The organism is Nonlabens ulvanivorans, assembly GCF_000732625.1.
GTDB classification, from domain to species: Bacteria; Bacteroidota; Bacteroidia; order Flavobacteriales; family Flavobacteriaceae; genus Nonlabens; species Nonlabens ulvanivorans.
On record NZ_JPJI01000032.1, the window covers coordinates 157,402 to 181,497 of the forward strand.

At 35.7% G+C, this 24,096-nt stretch carries 20 protein-coding genes and 1 riboswitch; of the genes, 1 reads left to right on the forward strand and 19 read right to left on the reverse strand.

Annotated features, from left to right (window positions below):
* Positions 1 to 2: 2 nt before the first annotated feature.
* The 8 genes from IL45_RS07915 to IL45_RS07950 form a co-directional block, all read right to left on the reverse strand.
* Positions 3 to 1,112, reverse strand: a complete 1,110-nt coding sequence (locus tag IL45_RS07915) for an acyloxyacyl hydrolase (protein ID WP_036582518.1) — start codon at positions 1,110 to 1,112, stop codon at positions 3 to 5.
* 65 nt (positions 1,113 to 1,177) lie between these two features.
* On the reverse strand, positions 1,178 to 2,281 hold the full coding sequence (locus tag IL45_RS07920) for an acyloxyacyl hydrolase (protein WP_036582520.1): 1,104 nt from the start codon (positions 2,279 to 2,281) through the stop codon (positions 1,178 to 1,180).
* Positions 2,282 to 2,302: 21 nt separating this feature from the next.
* Positions 2,303 to 2,626 (reverse strand): 2Fe-2S iron-sulfur cluster-binding protein, encoded by a 324-nt coding sequence (locus IL45_RS07925; RefSeq protein ID WP_036582522.1) that lies wholly within the window; start codon positions 2,624 to 2,626, stop codon positions 2,303 to 2,305.
* Positions 2,626 to 3,690, reverse strand: a complete 1,065-nt coding sequence (locus IL45_RS07930; RefSeq protein WP_036582524.1) for an NAD(P)/FAD-dependent oxidoreductase — start codon at positions 3,688 to 3,690, stop codon at positions 2,626 to 2,628. The genes IL45_RS07925 and IL45_RS07930 overlap by 1 nt, the downstream gene beginning before the upstream one ends.
* A 353-nt stretch (positions 3,691 to 4,043) precedes the next feature.
* Complete coding sequence (locus tag IL45_RS07935; protein ID WP_036582526.1) at positions 4,044 to 4,454, reverse strand: RrF2 family transcriptional regulator; 411 nt, start codon at positions 4,452 to 4,454, stop codon at positions 4,044 to 4,046.
* An 80-nt stretch (positions 4,455 to 4,534) separates the two neighbouring features.
* Positions 4,535 to 5,617, reverse strand: a complete 1,083-nt coding sequence (locus tag IL45_RS07940) for a homoserine dehydrogenase family protein (RefSeq protein ID WP_036582529.1) — start codon at positions 5,615 to 5,617, stop codon at positions 4,535 to 4,537.
* A gap of 9 nt (positions 5,618 to 5,626) precedes the next feature.
* A complete protein-coding gene (locus IL45_RS07945) occupies positions 5,627 to 6,616 on the reverse strand; it encodes an alpha/beta fold hydrolase (protein WP_036582532.1) in 990 nt (329 codons plus the stop codon).
* Positions 6,616 to 7,908, reverse strand: coding sequence for an O-acetylhomoserine aminocarboxypropyltransferase/cysteine synthase family protein (locus IL45_RS07950; protein WP_036582534.1), 1,293 nt, complete (start codon positions 7,906 to 7,908; stop codon positions 6,616 to 6,618). Before IL45_RS07950 ends, IL45_RS07945 begins: the two co-directional genes overlap by 1 nt.
* Positions 7,909 to 8,034: 126 nt before the next feature.
* Positions 8,035 to 8,142: riboswitch (SAM riboswitch) on the reverse strand.
* A gap of 394 nt (positions 8,143 to 8,536) precedes the next feature.
* Here IL45_RS07950 and metK point away from each other — a divergent pair.
* Positions 8,537 to 9,793: a methionine adenosyltransferase gene (gene metK, locus IL45_RS07955; RefSeq protein ID WP_036582537.1), complete on the forward strand. Its 1,257-nt coding sequence runs from the start codon at positions 8,537 to 8,539 to the stop codon at positions 9,791 to 9,793.
* Positions 9,794 to 9,862: 69 nt separating this feature from the next.
* Here the strand turns inward: metK and IL45_RS07960 are convergent, their stop codons facing one another.
* From IL45_RS07960 to IL45_RS08010, 11 genes are all read right to left on the reverse strand, one after another.
* Positions 9,863 to 10,330, reverse strand: coding sequence for a hypothetical protein (locus IL45_RS07960; protein WP_036582540.1), 468 nt, complete (start codon positions 10,328 to 10,330; stop codon positions 9,863 to 9,865).
* A gap of 3 nt (positions 10,331 to 10,333) precedes the next feature.
* On the reverse strand, positions 10,334 to 10,825 hold the full coding sequence (locus tag IL45_RS07965) for a rhodanese-like domain-containing protein (RefSeq protein WP_036582543.1): 492 nt from the start codon (positions 10,823 to 10,825) through the stop codon (positions 10,334 to 10,336).
* 3 nt (positions 10,826 to 10,828) lie between these two features.
* Positions 10,829 to 11,653, reverse strand: a complete 825-nt coding sequence (locus tag IL45_RS07970) for a metallophosphoesterase family protein (protein ID WP_036582545.1) — start codon at positions 11,651 to 11,653, stop codon at positions 10,829 to 10,831.
* The gene (locus IL45_RS07975) at positions 11,638 to 12,984 is read right to left on the reverse strand and encodes an SLC5/6 family protein (RefSeq protein ID WP_036582547.1); all 1,347 of its coding nucleotides are present in this window, start codon (positions 12,982 to 12,984) and stop codon (positions 11,638 to 11,640) included. The genes IL45_RS07970 and IL45_RS07975 overlap by 16 nt, the downstream gene beginning before the upstream one ends.
* A 106-nt stretch (positions 12,985 to 13,090) precedes the next feature.
* Positions 13,091 to 14,542, reverse strand: coding sequence for a SusD/RagB family nutrient-binding outer membrane lipoprotein (locus tag IL45_RS07980; protein ID WP_051788699.1), 1,452 nt, complete (start codon positions 14,540 to 14,542; stop codon positions 13,091 to 13,093).
* Positions 14,543 to 14,583: 41 nt separating this feature from the next.
* Positions 14,584 to 17,793 carry a SusC/RagA family TonB-linked outer membrane protein gene (locus IL45_RS07985; RefSeq protein ID WP_036582549.1) on the reverse strand — a complete coding sequence of 1,070 codons (3,210 nt, stop codon included), beginning with the start codon at positions 17,791 to 17,793 and terminating at the stop codon, positions 14,584 to 14,586.
* A gap of 46 nt (positions 17,794 to 17,839) precedes the next feature.
* Complete coding sequence (locus tag IL45_RS07990; protein WP_036582551.1) at positions 17,840 to 18,526, reverse strand: TIGR04282 family arsenosugar biosynthesis glycosyltransferase; 687 nt, start codon at positions 18,524 to 18,526, stop codon at positions 17,840 to 17,842.
* A 1-nt stretch (position 18,527) separates the two neighbouring features.
* The gene (arsS, locus tag IL45_RS07995) at positions 18,528 to 19,595 is read right to left on the reverse strand and encodes an arsenosugar biosynthesis radical SAM (seleno)protein ArsS (protein ID WP_036582554.1); all 1,068 of its coding nucleotides are present in this window, start codon (positions 19,593 to 19,595) and stop codon (positions 18,528 to 18,530) included.
* Positions 19,596 to 19,840: 245 nt separating this feature from the next.
* Positions 19,841 to 20,176 carry an arsenosugar biosynthesis-associated peroxidase-like protein gene (locus IL45_RS08000; RefSeq protein ID WP_006796759.1) on the reverse strand — a complete coding sequence of 112 codons (336 nt, stop codon included), beginning with the start codon at positions 20,174 to 20,176 and terminating at the stop codon, positions 19,841 to 19,843.
* Positions 20,177 to 20,272: 96 nt separating this feature from the next.
* Positions 20,273 to 21,715 carry an alpha-amylase family glycosyl hydrolase gene (locus IL45_RS08005; protein WP_036582556.1) on the reverse strand — a complete coding sequence of 481 codons (1,443 nt, stop codon included), beginning with the start codon at positions 21,713 to 21,715 and terminating at the stop codon, positions 20,273 to 20,275.
* A gap of 6 nt (positions 21,716 to 21,721) precedes the next feature.
* Positions 21,722 to 24,079, reverse strand: a complete 2,358-nt coding sequence (locus IL45_RS08010; protein WP_036582558.1) for an alpha-amylase family glycosyl hydrolase — start codon at positions 24,077 to 24,079, stop codon at positions 21,722 to 21,724.
* Positions 24,080 to 24,096 lie beyond the last annotated feature (17 nt).

A 24,096-nucleotide genomic window follows, 5' to 3' on the forward strand; every position in this document is an offset into this window, starting at 1 on the left:
TTCTATAATCTATATCCTATTCCTAGACTAACACCTTCGGCAGCAGCGCCGTGGGATTTCAATGTTAAACTAGCAAACACATGTTCATTAAACCTGCGTTGTAACCCTATTCTATTATAATTTGATGTTTCAAATTCAATTGGTCTATACACATAATAGCCAAACTGCGTTACCACACTTGTTTTACCTAAATGTAATTCATGACCTATAAAAACTCCTACACGTTGGAAATTTTCATCACCTGTTATGCCATTTTCGGGATAACTATTTGCCTGATAATCTCGGTATTCTTTTAAAAACTCTGAAATCATTACTTCTGTTCCAGCATGTAGACTACTTTTAAAACCTATACGCTTGTCTGCATAAAAAGAAAAAGTATAAAAAGGATACTGACCACTACCGCGCACATCACTTTCATTGACACCTATTCTTGCTACCGCATTAAAACTTATTTTCTCTGAGTATGGAGTCTTTTCCCATTTCTTGTATACTGGTGCTTTATCATAGCCTAGATTATAATTTAATCCCACATTAAAAAGCCAACTGTTTGTAGAGTTATTAGGAGCTTTTACATTTGCATTTGAGTAGTGAACAATAGTAAATCCTGCTTGAAAACCTATTCCTCTATAGATATTTTCTCTCTTGTAATCAACAAGTAAATAAGTAGAACTGGTGATTCTAGAACCATAGGCGTTATTGCGTGCATTAGTCACTGGATCAAAGGGTCTATTGATATAAGCTAGACCAGTTCCTAAACTAAGCTCTAGATTTCTATTGAAAAAGTAAAAATTATAATGCCCGTATGCAGAATACACTTCTCCTAGATATAAGTTTTTAAGGTCTTGATAGACTGCTGTAATTCCCCAATCTGGATAGTTAAAACGTGATTCCCATTCCTTTTCGCCATAAGTCTTGCGATTATAACGCAACATTACACCACTAGGATGATCCGTTATTAAATGTGCTATATCTGGATTATGTTCTAAAATCGTTCCATACAAATAGGAAGCTTCAAAATTACGAACTACTGGTAATTTAATTTTTTCAGATTCCTGCGCTAGAGACGCTTTCGCAAAAGCGAGACACAGAAAAACAATAATCCATTTATTCATAGCGCTAAAGTATGAAATAGAATCCTGCCTATTAACCTTTCAAAAATAAGTTTCTCATACTATTCTTACAGTCTATACCCTAATCCTATACTTAAAGCCTCGGCACTTGCTCCATGAGATTTAAGGGTTAAGCTAGTTAACCAATGATTATTAATCCTACGTTGCAAACCTATTCGATTATAAATTACTGATCCATAATTGATTTCATCGTACATGTATACACCTAAATAGGTGAGCACACTGGTTTCCCCTATATGTAGTTCGTGGCCTGCAAACAAGCCTATTCTAGCTGTTGACTCATTACCTGTAATACCACTATTAGGGAAACTATTTGCCTGATAATCTCGATGCTCTTTTAAAAAATCTGTGAGCATTAACTCGGTACCGGCATGAATTGAACTCTTTTTATTTAATCGTTTATCTACGTAAAAGCTGAAGGTATAAAACGGAAATTGTCCACTACCTCGCAAGTTGCTCTCATTCCATCCATATCTAAGAATAGCATTAATATGAATAGGTTCTTTATATTTTTCAATACTCCATCTTTTATAAATTGGATTTTCTGGCTCTAAGGACCAGTTAAGACCTACATTAAAAAGAAGTGAATTAGTAGATGTGTTAGGCTCCTTAATATTTCCGTTTGAGTAATGAATTAAGGTAATACCAGTTTGAAACCCTATGGAACCTATTAGATTTTCTTTACGATAGTTTGCTTGCAGATAGGTTGCACTCGTGAAACGCGTACCGTAAGCTACATTCCTGAAGTTGGTTACTGGGTCATAAGGATTTGTCATATAAGCTATTCCTGCACCAATACTATACTGCAACTGTCTATGGAATGCATAAAAATTGTAGTGCGCATAAGCTCCAAAAGCTTCACCGAGTGACCTGTTCTTTAAATCTTGATAAGAAAAAGTAAACCCAAAATCTGGAAATCCATACAAAGATTGCCATTCCTTCTCACCACAAGTACGTCTATTATAGCGTAAGATTACACCTTCTGGATGACCCGTGATTAAGTGAGAGATATCTGAGTTGTGCTGTAGAACAGCTCCATAATAATAGCTCGCATCTATAGAGAATGAGCTTGAAACAGCTGGCTCATTAGTTTGTGCTAGAGACGCTTTCGCGAAAGCAAACAAAACAAGCACAATGATCCAATTATTCATTGTGCTAAAATATGAAATAGATTACTGCTCTGGAGCTAATTGAACAATGAGCCCTTCTAAATCAGTAGAAATAGGAATTTGACATCCCAAACGACTATTATCTTGCACATGTAAAGCTTCCCAAAGCATAGCCTCTTCATCTGGATTGCGCTCACCTAAATCGTGATCGCTCTTTACATATACCTGACAGGTGGCACACATTGCCATTCCACCACAAACTGCCTCTACTGGTAGTTCATAAGCTTTACAAACTTCCATTAAATTCATGTTCATATCTGTAGGTGCTTGAACCTGATGCTCTACACCTTCTCTATCTATGATAGTAATATTTACATCTGGATCCATTATGAACCTATTTTTTTAATCACGGCTTTTTCTGCCTCTTTACGAGAACCATCAAAACCATCGATACCACCTACGGTAGTATATTTAAGAACATATTTTTTATTAGGATTCATACGCTGATAAACGCTTTGACACATTAAAGTTGCCTCGTGAAAACCACATAAAATCAACTTTAACTTTCCTGGGTAAGTGTTCACGTCTCCTATAGCATAAATTCCCGGGATGTTAGTCTGATAGTCTAAAGTATTATCTACTTTAATAGCGTTTTTCTCTATTTCAAGACCCCAATTTGCAATAGGCCCTAACTTAGGAGACAAGCCAAATAATGGTACAAAGGCATCACATTCAATTTCTTGAAAACGCTTTGCTTCATCGTGTATTGTTATTGTTACAGACTCTACCTTATCACTACCTTTCACATCTGTCACCTCAGCAGGTGTTATCAAGTTAATTTTGTTCTGGGTAACTAATTCTTGAACTTTTTCAACGCTATCTAACGCACCACGGAACTCTTCTCTCCTATGCACGAGTGTCACTTTTTGAGCAACATTTGCTAAAAAGATAGACCAGTCTAAAGCACTATCACCACCACCAGCGATAACAACTTTTTTATCTCTAAAAGCTTCTGGGTCTTTAATCATGTAAGCCACACCGTGATCTTCATAATTCTCTATTCCTTCAATCTGTGGTTTACGTGGCTCAAAAGAACCTAATCCACCAGCAATGGCTACAGCATTTGCATGATGTTTAGTTCCTTTATTAGTAGTCACTATAAAAGTACCATCTTCTAATTTCTCAATATCTTCTGCTCGCTCGCCTAAAGTAAATCCTGGTTGAAAAGGCTTTATTTGCTCCATAAGATTATCTACTAGATCACCGGCTAGAACTTCTGGAAAACCAGGTATATCGTATATAGGTTTTTTAGGATATAACTCACTACACTGTCCACCAGGTTGCGGTAGTGCATCTATTAAATGGCATTTTAACTTTAATAAACCTGCTTCAAAAACGGTAAAAAGACCTGTAGGACCTGCTCCTATTATAAGAATATCTGTTTCTATCATAACTTTATACTACCAACATTAAGGCCAAACGATTGACCAATGCAAAGGTCGGCATCAATTGGATTGTAACCAAGTCAACGGGAAGTATTTGAGTAATGAAAATGATTGAAAACACACTTTTAGTTAAGTAGTGTCAAAAAAAATTGAGGAACAATGACATTTATCAGTTTAACAAAGTAGTGATAAGGTCTAAACACGAGTTATTATAATTATTTGAAAACAGCCCAATCAAATAATCCCAACTCGTGTTTTAGTACGACCTATCCAAAACTAACGTCATTATTAAATAACAGGACGAATATATAATAAAATATATATCCTATAAGCTTAATAGGGTAATAAAATTAAAAAAATTATTTAATCAAATCCTTAAGTGTTTGATTTTCAAGAATCTCAAGAGTATTATCACGAACCTGAGTCATTAATCTATTTACAGCACAAGTTTCTTCATCAATACAATCATCACATTTTTCATAAAAATTGAGACTTACACATGGTAACATGGCTATAGGACCTTCTAGAATACGATGCACGGCCGACATACGCACTGTTGCTGGCGATTGCATTAAATAATAACCACCACCTTTTCCTTTTCTGGATCCTAGAATACTATTTTTACGTAATTCTAATAAAATTGCTTCTAGAAATTTATGTGGAATATGCTCAGCATCTGCGATGGTACTAATTGATACAGGATCATTATTATCTAGTCTTGCTAGATAAGTTAATGCTTTAATTCCATATTTAGTCTTACGTGATAGCATGGTCAAATGTAGTATTTTCTAGAGATTAATCACATCAATTAACCTCTAGAAAAAATAATAAAGGGATTATTTAACTGAGATTATTTATAAGTTACCACCGGACAAGATTTGGCTATTTTTATGATATCAGATAAAAGTCCACGTGCAGTAACAGCTTTGCCTGCTCCGGCACCTTTTATAACTAAAGGATGTGCGGCATAAGACTCTGAATAAATCTCAAAAAACCCATCACTACCTTGCAATTGCCCGGCAGGGCTATCTTTTTTCACCACTTGTAAAGAAACTTCAAGACTCTTATTAACGACATCAAGTTTACCTAAGTGTCTTAATACCTCATCAGGCTGCAATCGAGATTTATGATGTTGTAAAGGTTTATCTAATTCTGTAATCCTATCAATGAATTGATTTGCAGAAGCTGTTTGTAAATCGGTTACTACTAAGTTTTCAATAATGATATCTGAAAACTCCACTTTTAATCCAGATTCTCGAGCTAGTACAAGCAGTTTTCTTGCGACATCATTACCTGATAAATCTTCTCGAGGATCAGGCTCTGTATATCCCTGCTTAAGTGCCTCTAAAACAATTTGTGAAAAAGGTACTTCTTCTTGAGAAAAACGATTAAAAATATACCCTAAAGAACCGGAAAAAACACCATTAACAGCAAATATCTCTTCACCGCTTTTATGTAAATTACGTATCGTGTCTACTATAGGTAAACCTGCACCAACATTAGTCTCATATTCAAATGACAATTCCCTTTCTTTTAGCAATAAACGTAAGTCATCATAAAATTCTTGAGATAATGTATTTGCAATTTTATTTGCAGTTACTACATGAAAACCTTGTTCCACTAGTTCTGGATAAAAGCGTGAAAGTTCTTTACTAGCAGTTGCATCTACCGCAATGCGTACCTCATCATTAGTCATTGCAAATTCGTAAAAAGCATCAGGTCGCCTGGTTACAGATTGTTCAACAAAAACTTGTTCCCAATCCTCTCCAATTCCATCGGCTACTGTCAATACTTTCCGGCTATTTGCTAATCCGACTATTTTCAATTCAACACTTTGATTAATTTTAAAAAAATGTTGACTCTCTAATATTTGCTTAATCAACGTACTACCGACGTTGCCTAAACCAAATAAATATATATGTATGATATTCATAATTAAATTTTAAGCGCACTTTTTCACAAGCGCAATAGGTTCAATTTCTTTTAGATATTTTTTTAATATTTCCTCTACTTGTATGTGCTCTATTAAAAAGGCATCATGACCGTGAATACTATCTATTTCTTGGTACTCTATATCTCTATAATTATTTAATAAGTCAAAAGTTTCGCGATCCTCTAGGGCTGTAAAAAGACCATCGCTATTAATAGCTATTAACCTAATTTTTACTTCACTATTTGCAATAGCCTTTGATATGTTATCATCGTTATTTGTAGCAGCATTTGTAGTGGCTAGTAATTGATTCAACAACTTATAAGCTGGCAGCGTAAATCGCTCTTTAAGACTTTTACCATGATAATTCAACCACAACCTCACTTTAAAATCAGTTGTTATTTCTCTATTAAATTTATACCTTAGGCTTTGTGGAGTTCTATAAAATGTCATAGCATGCTGTCTCGCATCCTCTATCGGGTGAGTTGAATTTGAGAGCAGTCGTTCTTGAATATGACAGTTTGCAATGACCCAGTCTGTTGCTTTCCAATCTGCCGCGATAGGAATAATAGTACCGAATAATTCTGGATAAGACACTGCCATTTCCCAAAGTAAACAACCTCCTATACTACCACCGATGCCTGCATGAATGTAACATACTCTTAGCTCACTTAAAACCTGATAAAAAATACAAGCGACGTCATTTAATCGCCAGTCTTGATAATTATAAATCAAGTGCTCTACTTCTTCATCAAATCCATTTCCCGGTATATTGATAGAAATAACGGTATACCGACTAGTATCAACTACTTTCCCTGAACCTACAATCTCTGACCACCAATCAATTACCGAAGAATTACCAGTTAATGCATGGTTAATCAATATTATGGGTGCCGTGTGTAATTGACACCCAAAAATTTGATAATTTACATGAACTGTTTGTGCTTTACCAATGCTTAATTTAAAATCTGGTAATTCTATATGGTTTAAAGAACCACTCATTATATCAATACTGATTTATCGATAGTAGAAAAAGCTTCTTCCAGGTCTTTTTTAAGATCTGATATATCTTCTAACCCAACAGATAGACGTATTAAATCTTTAGTTACCCCAGTACTTAATTGAGACTCATCATCAAGTTGCTGGTGTGTCGTACTCGCAGGATGAATAATTAATGATTTAGTATCTCCTATGTTAGCTAATAAAGAGAAAACTTTAGCACTATCAACAATCTTTTTAGCACTTTCATATCCACCTTTCACCCCAAATGTTACAATTCCGCTTTGTCCATTTGGTAAGTATTGTTGAGCGAGTTTATAGTAAGCATTATCCTCAAGCCCTGGATAATTCACCCATTCTACTTCATCTCTATCTCTTAACCATTTTGCTAATTCTAGTGCATTTTGACTATGTTTCTCAATCCTTAAATTCAATGTTTCTAAACCTTGAATAATTTGCCATGCATTAAATGGTGAAATTGCTCCACCTAAATCGCGTAATCCCTCTATACGCACTTTGGCAATAAAACTTGCTTCTTTTAACACATCTGCATATACTAGACCGTGGTAACCGGCACTAGGTTCTGTAAATTCTGGAAATTTCCCATTAGTCCAGTCAAATTTTCCGGCATCGATAATTACACCACCTAGAGCGGTTCCGTTTCCGTTAATATATTTAGTCAACGAGTGAATGACGATATCTGCTCCGTGAGCAATAGGATTTAATAGATAAGGAGTTGCTACGGTATTATCAACGATAAATGGCACACGAGCTTTAGTAGCTTGTGCACTTATCTTTTTTAAATCTAATACATCAAGTTTAGGATTCCCTAGAGATTCAACAAATACAGCTCTTGTGTTTTCTTGTAATGCATTTGTGAAAGCGTCATCCTCGTTAGGATCTACAAAAGTGGTGGTAATACCGAATCGAGGTAAGGTAACCGAAAGTAAATTGTAAGTACCACCGTAAAGAGAGCTGCTAGCTATAATATGATCTCCTGCCCTTAACAAGGTTAATAAAGTTGTTGAGATGGCGCTGGTTCCTGATGCTGTGGCTACCGCAGCAATACCACCTTCTAAAGCCGCAAGTCGTTGCTCTAGAACGTCTACCGTAGGATTATTAATTCTGGTATAGATATAACCTGGCTCTGATAGTGAGAACAAATTTGCTGCATGATCACTATCGTTAAACACGTATGCTGTGCTTTGATATAGAGGTACCGCTCTAGTTCCACCATTGTTTTTAAAGTCATGACCTGCATGAAGTGCGTTTGTTGAAAATTTTTGATTTGACATTTTGTTTCTTTTTAAATTAAAAATTGATTTAAGAACAAAACCAAATTGAAAAGTACTTCCTGTCCAGACTTAAAGCCTAGATAGAAAATCAAAAAAGAAACTTGTTAGTATAACCTACTTACATGTGTATCATCTCGTCTCAAATTAATGAGCAGAATGTAGCACCTTCTTAACGAGTGTTAAGGGTTGCTAAGGAGTCGATGGGTCTGTTCCCTCGTCCTTTCTTGATAATTTCAATATGGTTATGAACGTGAGTGTAAAGATTCATAAAACTTTTTGAGACTACCAAACTTTTTACAAAATAAATTCCTACTAATATAGTAGGAATTAGATATAATAAACTGAATTACAAATTTTTACAGCAAACGTTAAAATTAAAAGCAATCACTAAACTCTATGAGAATAGTTAATAAAGCTATAATAACAATGCTCACATAGCGCTCATTTTATTACATTTGCACTTCAATTAGGGGAAAGATTTGGCTGCTTGCGACCTCGTTTTCATGTTCGAAAACATAAACGCTAAAACAGTGTACCGCACTCGAGCATACAGCCCTTTTTATCTTCTATAATTATTAATGTCGAGAGCGATTTTTAATTTCGCTTTCGCGAAAGCGCAATATTTAAAATGCCATATTTATTTACAAGTGAGTCCGTAAGTGAAGGACATCCAGATAAAGTTGCTGATCAAATCAGTGATGCCTTATTAGATAATTTTTTAGCCTTTGATCCAGAATCCAAAGTAGCCTGTGAAACTATGGTTACGACTGGTCAAGTTATACTTGCCGGTGAGGTAAAATCAAACACCTACATAGACGCACAACACATTGCTCGTGAAGTGGTTAACAAGATAGGTTATACCAAGGGCGCTTACCAGTTTAGCGGCGATTCTTGTGGTGTAATTTCTTTAATCCATGAACAATCACAAGATATTAATCAAGGTGTTGATCGTGAAAACAAAGAAGAACAAGGTGCAGGAGATCAGGGAATGATGTTCGGTTATGCAACGGCAGAGACGGATAATTATATGCCACTAGCCTTAGATATTTCTCATAAAATACTTATCGAGCTGGCAAAATTGCGTCGTGAAATGGATCAGATTACTTACTTGCGTCCTGATGCAAAATCACAGGTAACTATTGAGTATAATGATGATAACATACCGCAACGTATAGATGCAATTGTTATTTCTACACAACACGATCCTTTTAATGAAGATGATGATGCGATGCTTGCACAGATTAAAAAAGATCTTGTTGAAATTTTAATTCCTAGAGTTATTGAGCAATTACCAGCATATGCTCAAAAACTTTTTAATGACAAAATCACTTACCACATTAACCCAACTGGGAAATTTGTAATAGGTGGACCGCATGGAGATACTGGACTTACAGGTCGTAAAATTATAGTAGATACTTATGGTGGTAAAGGTGCTCACGGTGGTGGAGCATTCTCAGGTAAAGATCCTTCTAAGGTAGATCGTAGTGCCGCTTATGCTTCGCGTCACGTGGCAAAAAACCTAGTTGCGGCTGGCCTAGCAACTGAAGTTTTAGTGCAGGTTTCTTATGCCATAGGTGTGGTAGAACCTACTTCTATACACGTAGATACTTATGGAACATCAACTGTAGATTTAACCGATGGAGAAATCTCTAGAAAGGTTGCTCAAATCTTTGATATGCGTCCTGCTGCGATAGAAAGTAGATTAAAATTAAGAAATCCTATCTATTCTGAAACGGCTGCTTATGGTCATATGGGTCGTGAGCCTCGTACAGAAACACTAGTTTTTGAATCACCGTATAATGGTCGTGTAGAAAAAACCGTAGAGTTATTTACATGGGAAAAATTAGATTATGTGGACGATGTAAAGAAAGCTTTTTCTTTATAGAATCCTAGAAACTAAAACGTATTTAAAAAACAACGCCTCGTGAAATCACGAGGCGTTGTTTTTTTGATCCTAATTTTCAATTAATGCTTTCACTCGATTGAATCGGTTTTTTAAATCTACTGAATCAACCTTATATTTTGACACATCGATATATGCGGTGTCTATTTTATCAGATTCAAAACCGCTTATAATCTGATAGTATTGAGTTGTAAAATCAATTTTATTATTACGAGGATTATTTGAAGCAAATTTCACTTGATAGAAGTTCCCTATTTTAATATCATCAGATATGTAAGCGTTAGAATTTCCTAAATACTTTTTCCCTTCTACAAAGAATTCATAATGATAAGAACGCTTACTATATTTCTTGTAAACTGAAGATGTATAATTTACTCGAGCAAAAGTAAATTTGAATGAGTTATCGAGCTCTCTTTCATTTTGTAGCGTTTTAAAATAAAGAAACACAAAAATGGGTATAACAAGCAACCAATAATAGTTTTTAATAGTCTTCCATATATAATCTATTGACTTGTTCATCCATCAATAAACCTTCTCTCCCGTTTTTAAATACTTTTCCCATTCTTTAGAAAATACATGAACACGTTCTGTGGCCATATCATTTGAATCTACTAATGAATAGCCAGCATCTTTCCATGAAAAAATACTACCATAAAGATTAAATATATTCTTGAAACCTGCTTGTAAAGCCTTTTCACCATAATCTTCACTACGTATTCCTACAGAGCAATAAACAACAATAGGATTATCACCTATGACATGCCTTAAAGTATTTAACTTTTTGGCATCAAAATCTTCACCTACCCAAATGGCACCAGGTAAATGACTTACCTCATACTCAGGTTTTTTACGAGTGTCCAAAATGATATATTGATCATATTCCATCTTTAAGGTCTGTACAGTGATATACGGCACGGACATTCTATTATACTGATGCAATAATTCATTGATTTCTTGAGCTTGAATGCTGGCAGAAATGGATAAAAATGATATGAATAGGATTAGTTTTTTCATTAGTTATAACGCTTGTGGTTTTCCCTGCAATAGTCGTTCCTCATCTGGTAGGATTTCCATATTATCCCATATTCCAGTTTCTAGTGTTAGTGCATATTCTTGTGGCAAGTTGTGCTTTTTCATTTGAGCAATCGCTGTTTGATGATCATAAACCACTGGAATGTGCCGTGCTTCAAAACCATTTTCATCTTCTAGTATCATAGCCCATGTGTGCGTTGCTCCATCATTTGCAGGCATACCTATCACGCCTGGATTGAGCCATAATAAATTTTCATATTGATCTTTAAATGGCAATCCACAATGACCAGCTATGATAGTGTCTACTACTAGATCTTGGTAACTTTCTATTTTCTCTGCCCAATCGCTGGACTTGAATATAAATTGTGATACATAATCTGCGCTACCATGCACCACTCCTACAGTTCTTCCACCATATTCAAAAGTGATATGATCTGGTAAGGTGTTGAAATATTCTTTTGAGTTGGTGTGTAAGTTCGCTTTCGCGAAAGCGTACCAAACATCACTAAATCCGTCACAACGAGAACCTTCTGTAAAGTCACAGCCGCAATCTTCTTGATCATCACGCAATTGGATTTCTACATTACCTAAAATGCTGTATGGATTCCACTCTTGAAAAGTATCTAGAGTTTCTTGCGGTTGACCACAGTAACCTATAATGTCACCGGTACAAATACAATTTTCTGGCTCTATATGATGTTTTCTAGCTATCTCCATCACAGATTGCAATGCTTGTAGATTACTATAAACGCCACCAAAAAGAAGCATTTTACCTCGTTTATGACCTAAATCTTTTACTTTTTGAACCATATGGGAATTAAAAAGAGGATAAAACTAATAATTATACCATAGAAATTAATCCATAGTAATAAAGAATATTTACCACTGGTATGAATGAGTTGTTCTGGAAAAAGCTCAAAAATCAATAACACACCAAAAACCAATCCAGCGATGACAGATAGGAAATAACTAATTTTAGGAGCGTCCATTTTCCATAATAAAAACACTGGCGTGAGTCCTATAACCATTGTACCACTAATCGTTGTGGCACTTAAAATTTCTGCATCTAGAAATACAGGAATCGTTCCTAGAACTGCAACAACAACCATCATTATTCTACCAAAACTGACCGTTTTACCCAAATTTAAATCGATAGTCAGCATTTTTGAGTAACTAGAAAATGTACTATCTAGCGTACTAGCCGCACTGGTAATCATTATAAAATTGATGATAAGCAGTAGTACTACTCCTAGTTTTTTTGCAACCTCAACGGCGGCTTGTCCTTCTAATCCAGCTTGCTGTGCATACACACCTAACATACTGAATAAGACTATACAAATCGCTCCCAATAGTGCTGCCCATAAAAAGCTTTTTCTAGTAATTCTAGGATTACTTATAAAACCACGATCTGTTAATACTGGATCGTGAAATGGGTAACTGAAGCTTTGTAGAATGGCCGCAAAAAATAAATTTAATCCTAATTCCATAGACCAAGTTCCGCTGGTAAACATTTCCCCTACCTGAACATCTGGTTCTGTAAAAATAACGCCTAAAATAATTACCAGTAAAATAGAGAACAATACCATTTGGATTGCATCAGTAAATATAGAACTACTTAATCCACCTTTTAAGGTGTAAGCTAGTGTTAGCAATGTAAAGACAATTATGGCGCCATAATAAGCCGTAGTTCCTATATCACCGAAATAGGTTCCTATCACCATCGTGTTAGACCAGACTTCATTAAATAGTCTAAAACTAATTAATATCGAGAATACATTTACAGCACTTTTACCAAATTTAGAACTCAAAAAATGATGGATGCTTTCAAATCCACCTTGAACTCTCAATTGATAAATTACAATTCCTGCTACCGCAAATGACAAATAATAACCTGCGTAAGCAACGCCACCTACTAGACCAAACGCCAGTCCTAGATTTGCAGCATTAGTAATGCTTTTTGCAAAAATCCATGAGATGATCAAACTACCTGTAAGCATTACCATACTAGGTTTCTTACCACGATGCTGTGCTTTAAAAAACGTCTCTACATCTTTAGCATATGGCGCCAGTATGAAAAATATCACACTACTCGCTATGATGAGAAGCCATTGTAAGGTTGATGTTTCTTTTAGAAAATCCACTTTTGGGGTTATTGGGTTACTGGGTTACTGAGTTACTGAGTTACTGAGTTACTGGAAATAAATCTTTTCAAATTAGTTTTCGATTTCGAATTCAACTTGGATTCCTTTACTCATCCCACCATACAGGTACATTAATATCATTATTATTAGTCGCACTAGCTGCTACATTATAATTATCTGCATTAAGCGCTGCTTCTTCTGCAGGATAAGGCATTCTTACCGGTATTAAATTATTATTTAAACTAGCCGATATGTTTTTTAAAACTGGGAAACCAGTTCTTCTATATTCAATCCATCCTTCATAACCATTGATGACACCAGCAATCCATTTTTGAGTGATGATTTGCTCAATAGGATCATTTCCATTTGCAGCATAAGCGGCTGTGGTAGTTAAATAATCCACGGGCAATGTTGTATTCCAGTATTCAAAGGCTTGAGTTACCGCTGTTTCATATAAGGTTTGTGCAGGTGCAGTTATCAATCCTTTTTCAGCAGCTTCAGCAAGTAAAAAGTTGGTTTCCCAAGCGGTCATATAATTTGCATCTAGCATTCCTGTGTTCTCTCTGAAGATTGTTCCGGCAAGTGAATAATCTGCAAGGCTTACTGATGTTGATGAAGCGTCAATACCGTTTAACAATCCTTCATAATCATCGCCGTTCCCATTATTTCCTCTAGGTCTAAAAAGAATGTCGATACGCGCATCATTTAATCCTTCTAGGATTTCCTCCATCGTCTCGCTCATCACAAAATTATTGAAATCTCCAGCTCTCAATCGTGCCATACGGAAGTTGTTAGGTTCACTATCTGTAAAGTTAAAAATGGCATTTTGAGTATTGCTTGCTATGTAATTTCCATCATCATATAATTCTTGTAAACGAGTGCTTATATTTTCTTTATCAGAGATTCTTACTAGCGCCTTTATCTTAAGACTATTTGCTAATCTTACCCAAGCTTGTAAATCGCCATTATACAATACGTCACCATCTAAAGCAATAGATCCTGTATAATTTTCAATGGCTGCAATCCCTTTGTCAAGATTATCCAAAATCCCATTCTCTTGAAGGTAAATATCTTCTTGTAAATCATATTTAGGTTGCACAATCCCATCTAAACCACGGAACGCTTCATTATAAGGAACATCACCATAAATATCTGTAAGTGCAGCGGTCATATAGGCTTTAAAAATCAGTGCTGGACCTTCATAAACCTTAAAAGCCTCGCTAGATCTGGACTGATTAAGGATCAATTCATTATCTCTTAAATTACGATAAAAAATAGGCCATGGATCACCACCTAATTGCGGACTTTTTAAAGCATGTCTATCAAAAAGATTAAAATCTAGTGCTGTCATATGCTGACCTAACAATCCACCGGCAACAAAGCCTTCATAAGACATCTCTTCTCCATAGTTATAAATGACCTGTCTCAACAATAAACTAGGTTGTACAGTTACTGGTGCATTAGAATTAGTATTTATCTCTTCAAAATCTGCTGTACAAGAAGTAATTCCTATACTTATGAAAGCGATTAAAAAATAGTATTTATATGTATATTTCATAATGTGTGTTTTACAATTGAAACTTAAGTTCAAACTTAAATTTAGAATTGGATTCCTGCTTTAATACCTATACTTCTAGTAGATGCATATGACATATCCTCTACTCCACTTACAAATCCCTGACCTTGTACGGCAAGTTGCTCAGGATCAAAATGAGGAATTTCTGAGAAGGCAAACAGGTTTCTACCTATTAGAGAAACTCTCATTTCTGCACCATCATTAAATAGACCTAAAGCACCTTTATTTAAATCAAAAGAATACCCAATAGAGAACTGACGCAGCTTTAAATAACTCGCATCATATACATTATTCTCCTCGTGATTACGGTCATAAAACTGACGATAATAACTCTCAGCACTTACCGCAGTGGTATTTTGAACATATACTGGATTATCTGCAGTGCCTGTGTTGACTACACCATTTGCTACGATTCCAGCATCTGGTCTATTAGCTGTTTCTTCTAGCTGTCCACCTACTGCAGCTAGAGCGAGAGTTCTAGAAACTAAAATCCCTCCTTGTCTCCAGTCCAGTAAAAAAGATGCGTCCCAGTTTTTATAAGTAAAACTGTTATTGAATCCCATTGTAAAATCTGCATTATAGTTCCCTAGTTTTTTCAACTCAGGATCTGCGATAAAACGACCATCTGCCGTAAGAACAAAATCTCCATTTTCATTACGTAAATAACCAGTTCCATAAAGGTCACCTATACGGCCACCTTCTTCAACTTGATGCCAGACCGTTTGATCTTGACTATCATATACTCTTGAATAGGCTAGTGTTAAACGTCCTTCATCCTGTGGTAAATCCTCAACGATTGCTCGATTAGTCGCAAAGTTTACTGTTGAGCTCCACTGAAAGTCATCAGTACGTACAGGAATCGCATTTAAAACAACCTCAACACCTGTATTTCTAACAGATCCTGCATTTACTACCTGCTGACTAAAACCTGAAGAGATCCCGATAGGTAAAGAAAGTATCTGATCTGATGTTACAGCATTGTAATAGGTAAAATCTACATTCAATCGTTGCTTTAAGAATCGCATATCAAACCCTAATTCAACACTAGAGGTAGTTTCTGGTCTTAGATTCTGATTAGGGATAAAATCTTGATTTGTAAAAGTAGGTTGCGCATTTACAGGTGTCTGTGATATAAAAGTTCCTTGGGTTTGATAAGGATCTGTATCATTTCCTACTTGTGCATAACTGGCTCTGATTTTTGCAAAGTCGATAACTTTAGGTAAGTCTACTATGTTACTCAATATAAAACTAGTCGATACTGATGGGTAGAAGAACGAGGTATTATCTGCTGTAAAAGGTGTAGCTAGAGCGCTGGACCAATCGTTACGAGCAGTTACGTCTAGATACAGGAAGTTTTTGTAGCCTGCTTTCGCGAAAGCGTATAAACTATTAATTCTCTTCTCTGAACGGAAACCGAAACTCTCAATAGGACTAGCGGCATTATTCAAAGAAAAAATACCTGGTTGTGCTAGACTAGTCGTTTGAACCTGTCTAGTTGAGGCCGTTTGACTTAATCTATTACCACCAATACTTGCGTCAAATGTGATATCATCAAACTGGTTTTTATAATTCAGTAAGAAGTCGGTGTTGATTTCTCGGTAAGTCACGTCATGCTCTGCATAGGCACCGTTTCTAAAACGGTTTGTAGAATAAGACCTTAAGAAACGGCGTTTCTCATTACTATAGTCCATTCCAGTCCTTACAGTAGCAGTCAACTCTGATGTCAACTGTTGAGTTAAAGAAACATTCCCATATAAACGATCACGGCCAAAACTGTTGCGATTCTCATTCAATATAAAATACGGGTTATCAAAGAAAGTATAGTTGAAAGAATACTGTTGTACACCTTCAAGACCAGGCTGCCAGTAGTTTCTTAAATTATCAATATTTAAAGATCGTGGTCCCCATGCGACTAGTGAATAATTTACGTTCTCACTTCCATAACCATTTGATGGCCTATTGTCAGATGCACTATTCACATAATTAATACTGGTGCGGATGGTTGTTTTATCACTAGGCGTAAAATTGAGCTTTGCAGCGACGCTTTGCCTGTCTAGATTAACGCCAGGAATAATGCTTTCGCTACGTAAATCTGTAAAACTAAAACGGTAATCTCCTTTTTCAAAGCCATTAGAAACTGCAATGTTATTGATGAACGTGTGCCCAGTTTCATAAAAATTCTTCAAATTATCTGGATTACTATTGAACGCTGTAGGTGTTATTGATAAACCGTTATATAGAGATGTATCACCACCACGCACAACCGTACCATCTGGCAAGGTGACTGGACTATCAAATTGGGCGATATTGATACCAGCGTCTAATCGTGGTCCCCATGAATAGGTGATGTTATCATTGGTTCCGCCACCTAGTCCATCTACATATTCAAATTGACCGCTATTTCCTTGCCCATATTCGTTTTGGAATTGTGGTAATTGAAAAGCTGTGTCTACAAAGAAACTGGTGTTATAAGAAATTCCTAATCCTTTCTGTTTTCCTCCATTTTTAGTTTCTATAATAATGGCTCCATTAGATGCTCTAGTTCCATAAAGAGCTGCTGCTGCAGGTCCTTTTAAAACAGATACACTAGCGATATCATCTTGATTTAATTCTCCTGCTCCATTCCCGAAGTCAACTTCTTGAAATCCAGCTGCGGCCTCGTTTGTAAAATTGAAAATCGTATTATTATTTACTGGAGTACCATCTACAATAAATAATGGATTATTGTTTGAAAAACTAGCCTCGCCACGTATGGTGATTTTTGAAGAAGATCCGACTCCTGTTGCACCTTGTGTTACTGAAATACCAGCTACTTTACCTGCCAGATTATCCAGCAAATTGACCGCTTTTACTTCTTCTATTTGGTCAGCATCCAGTGTTTGTACAGCATATCCTAGCTCGCGTTCTTGTCTTTTAACGCCTAATGCTGTAACGATGATTTGATCTAATGAATCGCCTTCTTCTAGAATCACGTCTAGTGTTTGTGCACTAGTGACTGATAGTTTTTGCGATTTATATCCTATAAATGAGAAGACAAGTGTAGCGCCTTCTTTTACTGTAATACTATAAGTACCCGTAGATGATGTGGTCGTCCCGTTACGAGTTCCTTGCTCTGCAATATTTGCAAATGCAACCGGTTCACCAGTATTGTCCTTTACGGTTCCTGTAATTGTAATTTGTGCTGTTCCTATTAAGCTACATAGAAACAACATGAATAGAGTAATTCTTTTCATGAAAATAAATAAAGTTAAAAAACACCCAATTAGGGCAATAAAAATCTTAAGCCGCTATAAGATCTGGCGAGCCTTTATTTGCAGGTTGAAAAAGAAACACCTGTTTATTGTAAAAAGTAGATTGCTTGTGGTTATTACGCTTACGCGAAAGCGTATTTAATAACAAAGCTATGATTAAACTACGAGCGTCTTTACCGGCTAGAAAGTGATACAAATCTGCCGTTGAATCAATATCTTGAAGTGTTTTGAGAATTGTAATCTGTCCTTTGTACCTTTTTAAATACTGTTGAAAGCAGTTGGACAATTGATCTGATTGCCACGGTAGGATTTCAAAATTTTCAGCATCAAATTGCGAGTGATTTAACCCTATAAGATATAAACCACCATCTTGTGATTTACCCAAAACAGAATTTCCATTAATTAAAGAATTTGCTGCTTTATGGATTAAATCAACAGATAATAATGGCGTGTCATTTCCGATACAAATCACCGATGTGTAGCCCAGTTTAAAAACATCTTCTATAGAGTTTTTAAATCTTAAACCAAAGCTATCGCCGCGTTGTTCTTTTTCTGTAAAATGATAATAATCAAGCCCAGAATTGCGTACTGTATTAAGAACATGATTATTTAAAACATCCATCACCGCAACGTCTACCAGTGCTTTACTGATAGCATCTACTCTTGCCGATTGAGCAAAAAGTAAAATGGCAGTTTGTGAATGATTATCAATCATATTATGCGACAACACCTTGACAACTACTACCTGCACCAGCGGTACATCCGTAACAGTGTTGAGAAATTTGAATCTTTCTATTATTTATTAAATCCTCGTTGTAATCATCAATATGCTGAATCTTATTGTCGATTTTTAGGTCGAGCATTTGATTAAAATCACAATCATATAACCAGCCATCCCACGAGATTGAGATGGTATTTGTACACATTACATTCTCTACAGCTGCAGGATTGTAAGCGTCTACTAGAGCATACATATAGTCTTCATAATTCTCACTAGCGACTAGATAATCTAAGAATCGAGCTATAGGTAAATTAGTAATTGCAAAAAGGTTATGAAATTGAATATTAAAATCTTCTAATAATGCTGCTTTCATATCTTTTTCCATACTCGCCTGATCACCTGGTAAATATGCACCACTAGGATTATATACTAGATCTAGTCTTAAATCACTACCTGGCATTCCATAACCACGCTCATTTAATTCTTGCAAAGCCTTTATAGATTTATCAAAAACACCATCACCACGTTGTGTATCGGTCTTTCCTCTAGTCCAGTGAGGCATAGAACTTACCACATGAATATTATGTTTTTTAAAAAAATCTGGTAAATCGTGATACTTAGGATTTGCTCTTATAATCGTCAAATTAGAACGCACAATAAAATCCTTAATCCCAGCAGCACTTGCTTGTTCTACAAAGTATCTGAAATCTGGATTCATCTCTGGCGCTCCACCAGTTAAATCTAGCGTGTGTGCTCCTGTGGTTTTAATCACATTAACGATTTTATCCATCGTCTCGCGCGTCATAATTTCTTTACGATCTGGTCCGGCGTCCACATGACAGTGAGCACAAACCTGGTTACACATATAACCAACATTCACTTGGATAATCTCAAGTTTTTTAGGTCGTAGTGGAAACTGGTCGGTTGTATCTTTTATTTTCTTTGCAAACGATGGTAGCTCTCCATTAGAAAAAGGCTCTCCATTAAGAATAGCCATTTGCTTATTAATATTTGCTAAGTCTGAATCTCTCTTTTTTAAAGAAGTCTTTGTATTTACAGCCATAAATTATGGTCACTTTTTATTTAATTACGTAGTTATTTCTACTACGGTTTTGCATAAGTAGTCAGAATATCTCACAAAACTGTCACTATTGCGCTATATATCTAAGTCTAAAGGTAAAATATACGAGCTTGTGGGAAATATTTACAATCATCTCTAAATCTCATAAACGATTGAGAACACAGCAGTATTCCTTTAATGGTATTCAAAAATAGTTTTCAAGTCAATCGAGACGCCTATTAGAATATTTACATTTCTAATTTATTGACTTTATTCATCATTTGAACTCCATGTACTAGTGTTGCTCCAGCTTGAATTGCCCCAGCAACATGAACTGCTTCCATCATTTCACCTTTTGTGATTCCTCTTTTAAGAGCATCTCCTGTATAAGCATCTATGCAATAAGGGCAATGCACAGCATGTGATACAGCAAGTGCTATTAGTGATTTCTCGCGAGCGGTTAATTCTCCTTCTTCAAAGACTTGCCCATAGTAATCAAAAAACTTTGTTCCTAACTCTTCACTCCATTCTGTGATTTTTCCAAATTTTCTTAGATCCTTAGGATCGTAATAGGTCTTATCCATAATTATATTTTTTGTTACTAAAATAAGTTTATTCATTAAGGCATAAAAAAACCGCTCAACAACAGCTAAGCGGTTTTCATACAAATATATCTTATTTTATTTACGTACTTCCCATACTCTATATCCATATGGTGGGAATGTAAAGTTATAATCTGCAGGAATGTTAGATTTTGAACCTCTAACTGCATCGGTCATTTCACCAACTACCGTTGGTGCTTTAAATTCAACCAGTTGATCTGAAAAGTTTGCTACATAAATAACCTTGTGGTCATCTTTTTGTCTCTCTATCGCATAGATTTTTGAATCTTCAGTAGTATTAATACGTCTATAAGATGCCGCATCTTTACCTCCATTTAATGCTGGATTAGTTGCTTTTAAGGCTCCTAATTTTTCCATCATATTCCATACTTTTCCTTTCTCATGTGGAATTTGATCTTTTTCAAAAAATTTCAATCTTTCTGTCATACCATATTCCTGTCCTGAGTAAATTAATGGCATACCTGGTATCACATATTGTAATGCTAACATTGCTTCACTTGCGTCACCCATTCTTTCAGTAACACTACCGTTCCATGAATTCTCATCATGGTTGGTAATAAAATTCATTAAAATATCGTCTGACTGATAATTCTCTTCAACCCTTAACATGTATTCATCCCATGAGTTCACATCAGTTTTTCCTTGTGCTAGTTCATTCATAATATGATGACCTTCCCAATTGTAACCCATATCAAAAGCATCTATAAAAAGATCTTTCTTTTCACTTTCTGCAAGCATAAATACTGGCTTTACATCTCTAATAGACTTTGCAGCATAGTTCCAAAACTCTGTAGGAACCTCATGAGCAACATCACAGCGGAAACCATCAACATTAAAAGTTTCTACCCAATAAATCATAGATGAAGACATGGCATCCCATAATTTTTTGTTTTCATAATTTAAATCTGCAGTATCAGTCCAGTCCGTTCCTTTAGGATGAATGATATTTCCTTTCTCATCTTTAGTATAAAAATCAGGATGTTTTTCAATCCATAAATTATCCCATCCAGTATGATTTGCTACCCAATCCAAGATCACAAACATCCCGTTTTCATGCGCTGTTTCTATCAATAAATTTAAATCTGCCTCTGTACCTAGGTCTGGATTAATTTTCTCATAATCTGCAACTGCATAGTAGCTGCCTAGATATTTTGCACGTTCCACAGGATCTTTTATATCTTCTACCATTAGATCTCCTTTAGCTTTTCTATTCTTTTCAGAAATAGGAAAAACAGGCATTAACCAAATCACTTTTACACCTAGTTTTTTAAGCTCTGGAATATCTTTTGTAAACTCATTGAAAGTTCCTTTTTCAGAATATTGTCTGATGTTAGCCTCATAAATGACAGCATTCTCTAGATCTTCATTTGTAATCGGTGAGTATGCACTAGAGGTGTCGTCCTTTACCTCTTCATCATGATCTTTTAAAGCTTCTTTACAAGAGAATAAGGTCATGGCTGCAAAAAGTAAAACAAGCCATTGTGATGTTGATTTTTTCATAAATAATTATTCTTGTGTTGATTCTTTTAATTTGGTTTGTATAATAGCAAAGTTACGTGGTTTTACTTGGATTTTTTTATCAGTCTCAAGCGCATTAAGGACTTTAATATCCATTAAATCAGCATTACTAGATTTAGTAAAAACGTTAAGTAGTATGGCATTTTCATTGAAATACACTGTAGTTTTTTCTCCAAAGTAAGTGCGTTCTAAAACAAACATCCCATTGTTATCACTCAATATTTGAGTTGTCCCATAAAGTAATGACATAGAGTTACGTCTTAATTCTACTAATTCTTGAACCAGTTCCTTTAAATTCAATTCACGTTGAGACAAGTCTTTAAACTTCATCATCTTACGATTATCGGGATCATTTGCACCTATGCTTCCATACTCGTCTCCGTAATAAATTACAGGCACTCCAGGAACAGTCATATTAAATGCTTGTAACATACCCAACCTATCAAAGGCTGTCGTATCACTCATACCTATCTCGCGAGTCCACCCAGCTTTTTTAGCATCTTCTTCAAAAGAAACATCGCCACTGGCATAGCTTATAAAACGTGCTCTATCTTGATTACCTGATATATTTCCCATCAGGTGATGGTGACCATAGTATTCTAATCCTTTATAGAGTGTTTCTGCCAGATTAGAGAAGTCGCCATCTGCTTTCGCGAAAGCGGAAACAGCAGCATCATACTGGTTAAAATCAAATTGTGCATCTAACATTCCTGTGCTTACATAACTGCGTATTAAATCATAAGAACCATAAGTTTCACCTATCTGATAAATAGGGCGATCGGTATTGCTACGCACCTTTTTAGTTAATGTTCTCCAGTACACCTCTGGTACATGTTTAGTAGCATCGTGACGGAAACCGTCCAATTCATAATTAGTCACCCAATAAAGTGCAGAGTCTGTCATTTTCTCAACAACCTCAGGTTTTGAGAAATCTAGTGTAGGCATAAAGGTATCAAACCAAGTTGTTAATCGCTGGTCGTCCCATCGCTCTGTGTTCAAACTACCATCTTCTAGATAAAGGTTTGTCGCCCATTCTGGATGTTCTTTGTATAATGGATGCTCTTCATGAACATGATTTGCTACATAATCTAGAATAACATTCATATCTCGATTGTGAGCTTCTTCTATGACCTCCTTAAATAATTGTTCATTACCAAAACGATAATCAATTTCAGTATTTGAAATAGGCCAGTAACCATGGTAACCACTAAATTTTGTTCGTGGCTCAGGCCAAAGTCCATAAGCACCTTCTGGGTTTTGCGTTATAGGCGATAACCAAATGGTGTTAATTCCTAATTCTTCAAAATAACCGTCCTTAATTTTGGCCAATACTCCTGCGAGATCTCCACCCATGTAATTTGCTTTAGGTAAAATTTCTGGGTCAGGCACCGGTTTTGTATTTGAAGGATCTCCATCTAGAAAACGATCCACCATCATAAAATATAAGACCTGATTATGAAAGTCTGATCTCGCAAGTTGAGATGGATCTTGAACTACATTCCCATCTTGTACAGGAACTAACAAATCATTTGTGCGACCATTTGCATCACTGGCATAGATTCTTACTAATTGTGTTTGAGAATTACGGTTTGTAAAATCCTTTTCTGGCAGCTCTACTGTATATGAATTACCGTTTTGAGAAGCACTTATCATTTGGTTTTCATAAAGCACCACAATATTTTCAAGTGCTCCAGTAGTGGTAAATGTAAAGCCATTCTCTAGTATTTTACCATATGCTAATTGTGCTGGCGCAGCTGTTCTAGAATTATCTATAACTCTATTAAAACCTCCCATACCGTTACTGATTACTTGAGGCTCACTACCAGTCAACTTTTCTTCTTTTCCGTTTTCAACAAAAATGTATTGAAACTTCCCTTGTGGTATCGTTGCATTATAAACCAATTGACCATTCTCTTCTATTAAATCAACGGTTGACCAGTTTGTGAACTCGCCTTTAAGTTTGACATTTTTTGAATTACCTGTGTAAACAATAGTCATCATTCTAGAACTACTTTTAAAAACTGGAATATCATTGCGCACACCATCAGTCCATAAGGTTACATGAGAAACATATGGCGCCACAGAGTCCATTTCTATTTTTAATGGCTCATTGTAATTGCGAGTATCTTCATTAAACAGAATACCTTTACCATAAGTGATACTATCTAATTGATTAACATCCAGTAAATAATCTGAAGTGTATACTTCTGTTCCCGATGTAGATGAATAAATAGGCGTGGACATTGCCTCGATAATACTAGGTCTATTATCACCTGTATTCTTTTCTTCTTTTTCACCACAGCTTATTAGAAAGATTGCGATAAAAATGGTAAATAGTTTTTTCATGTTTTAATTTTCCAGTT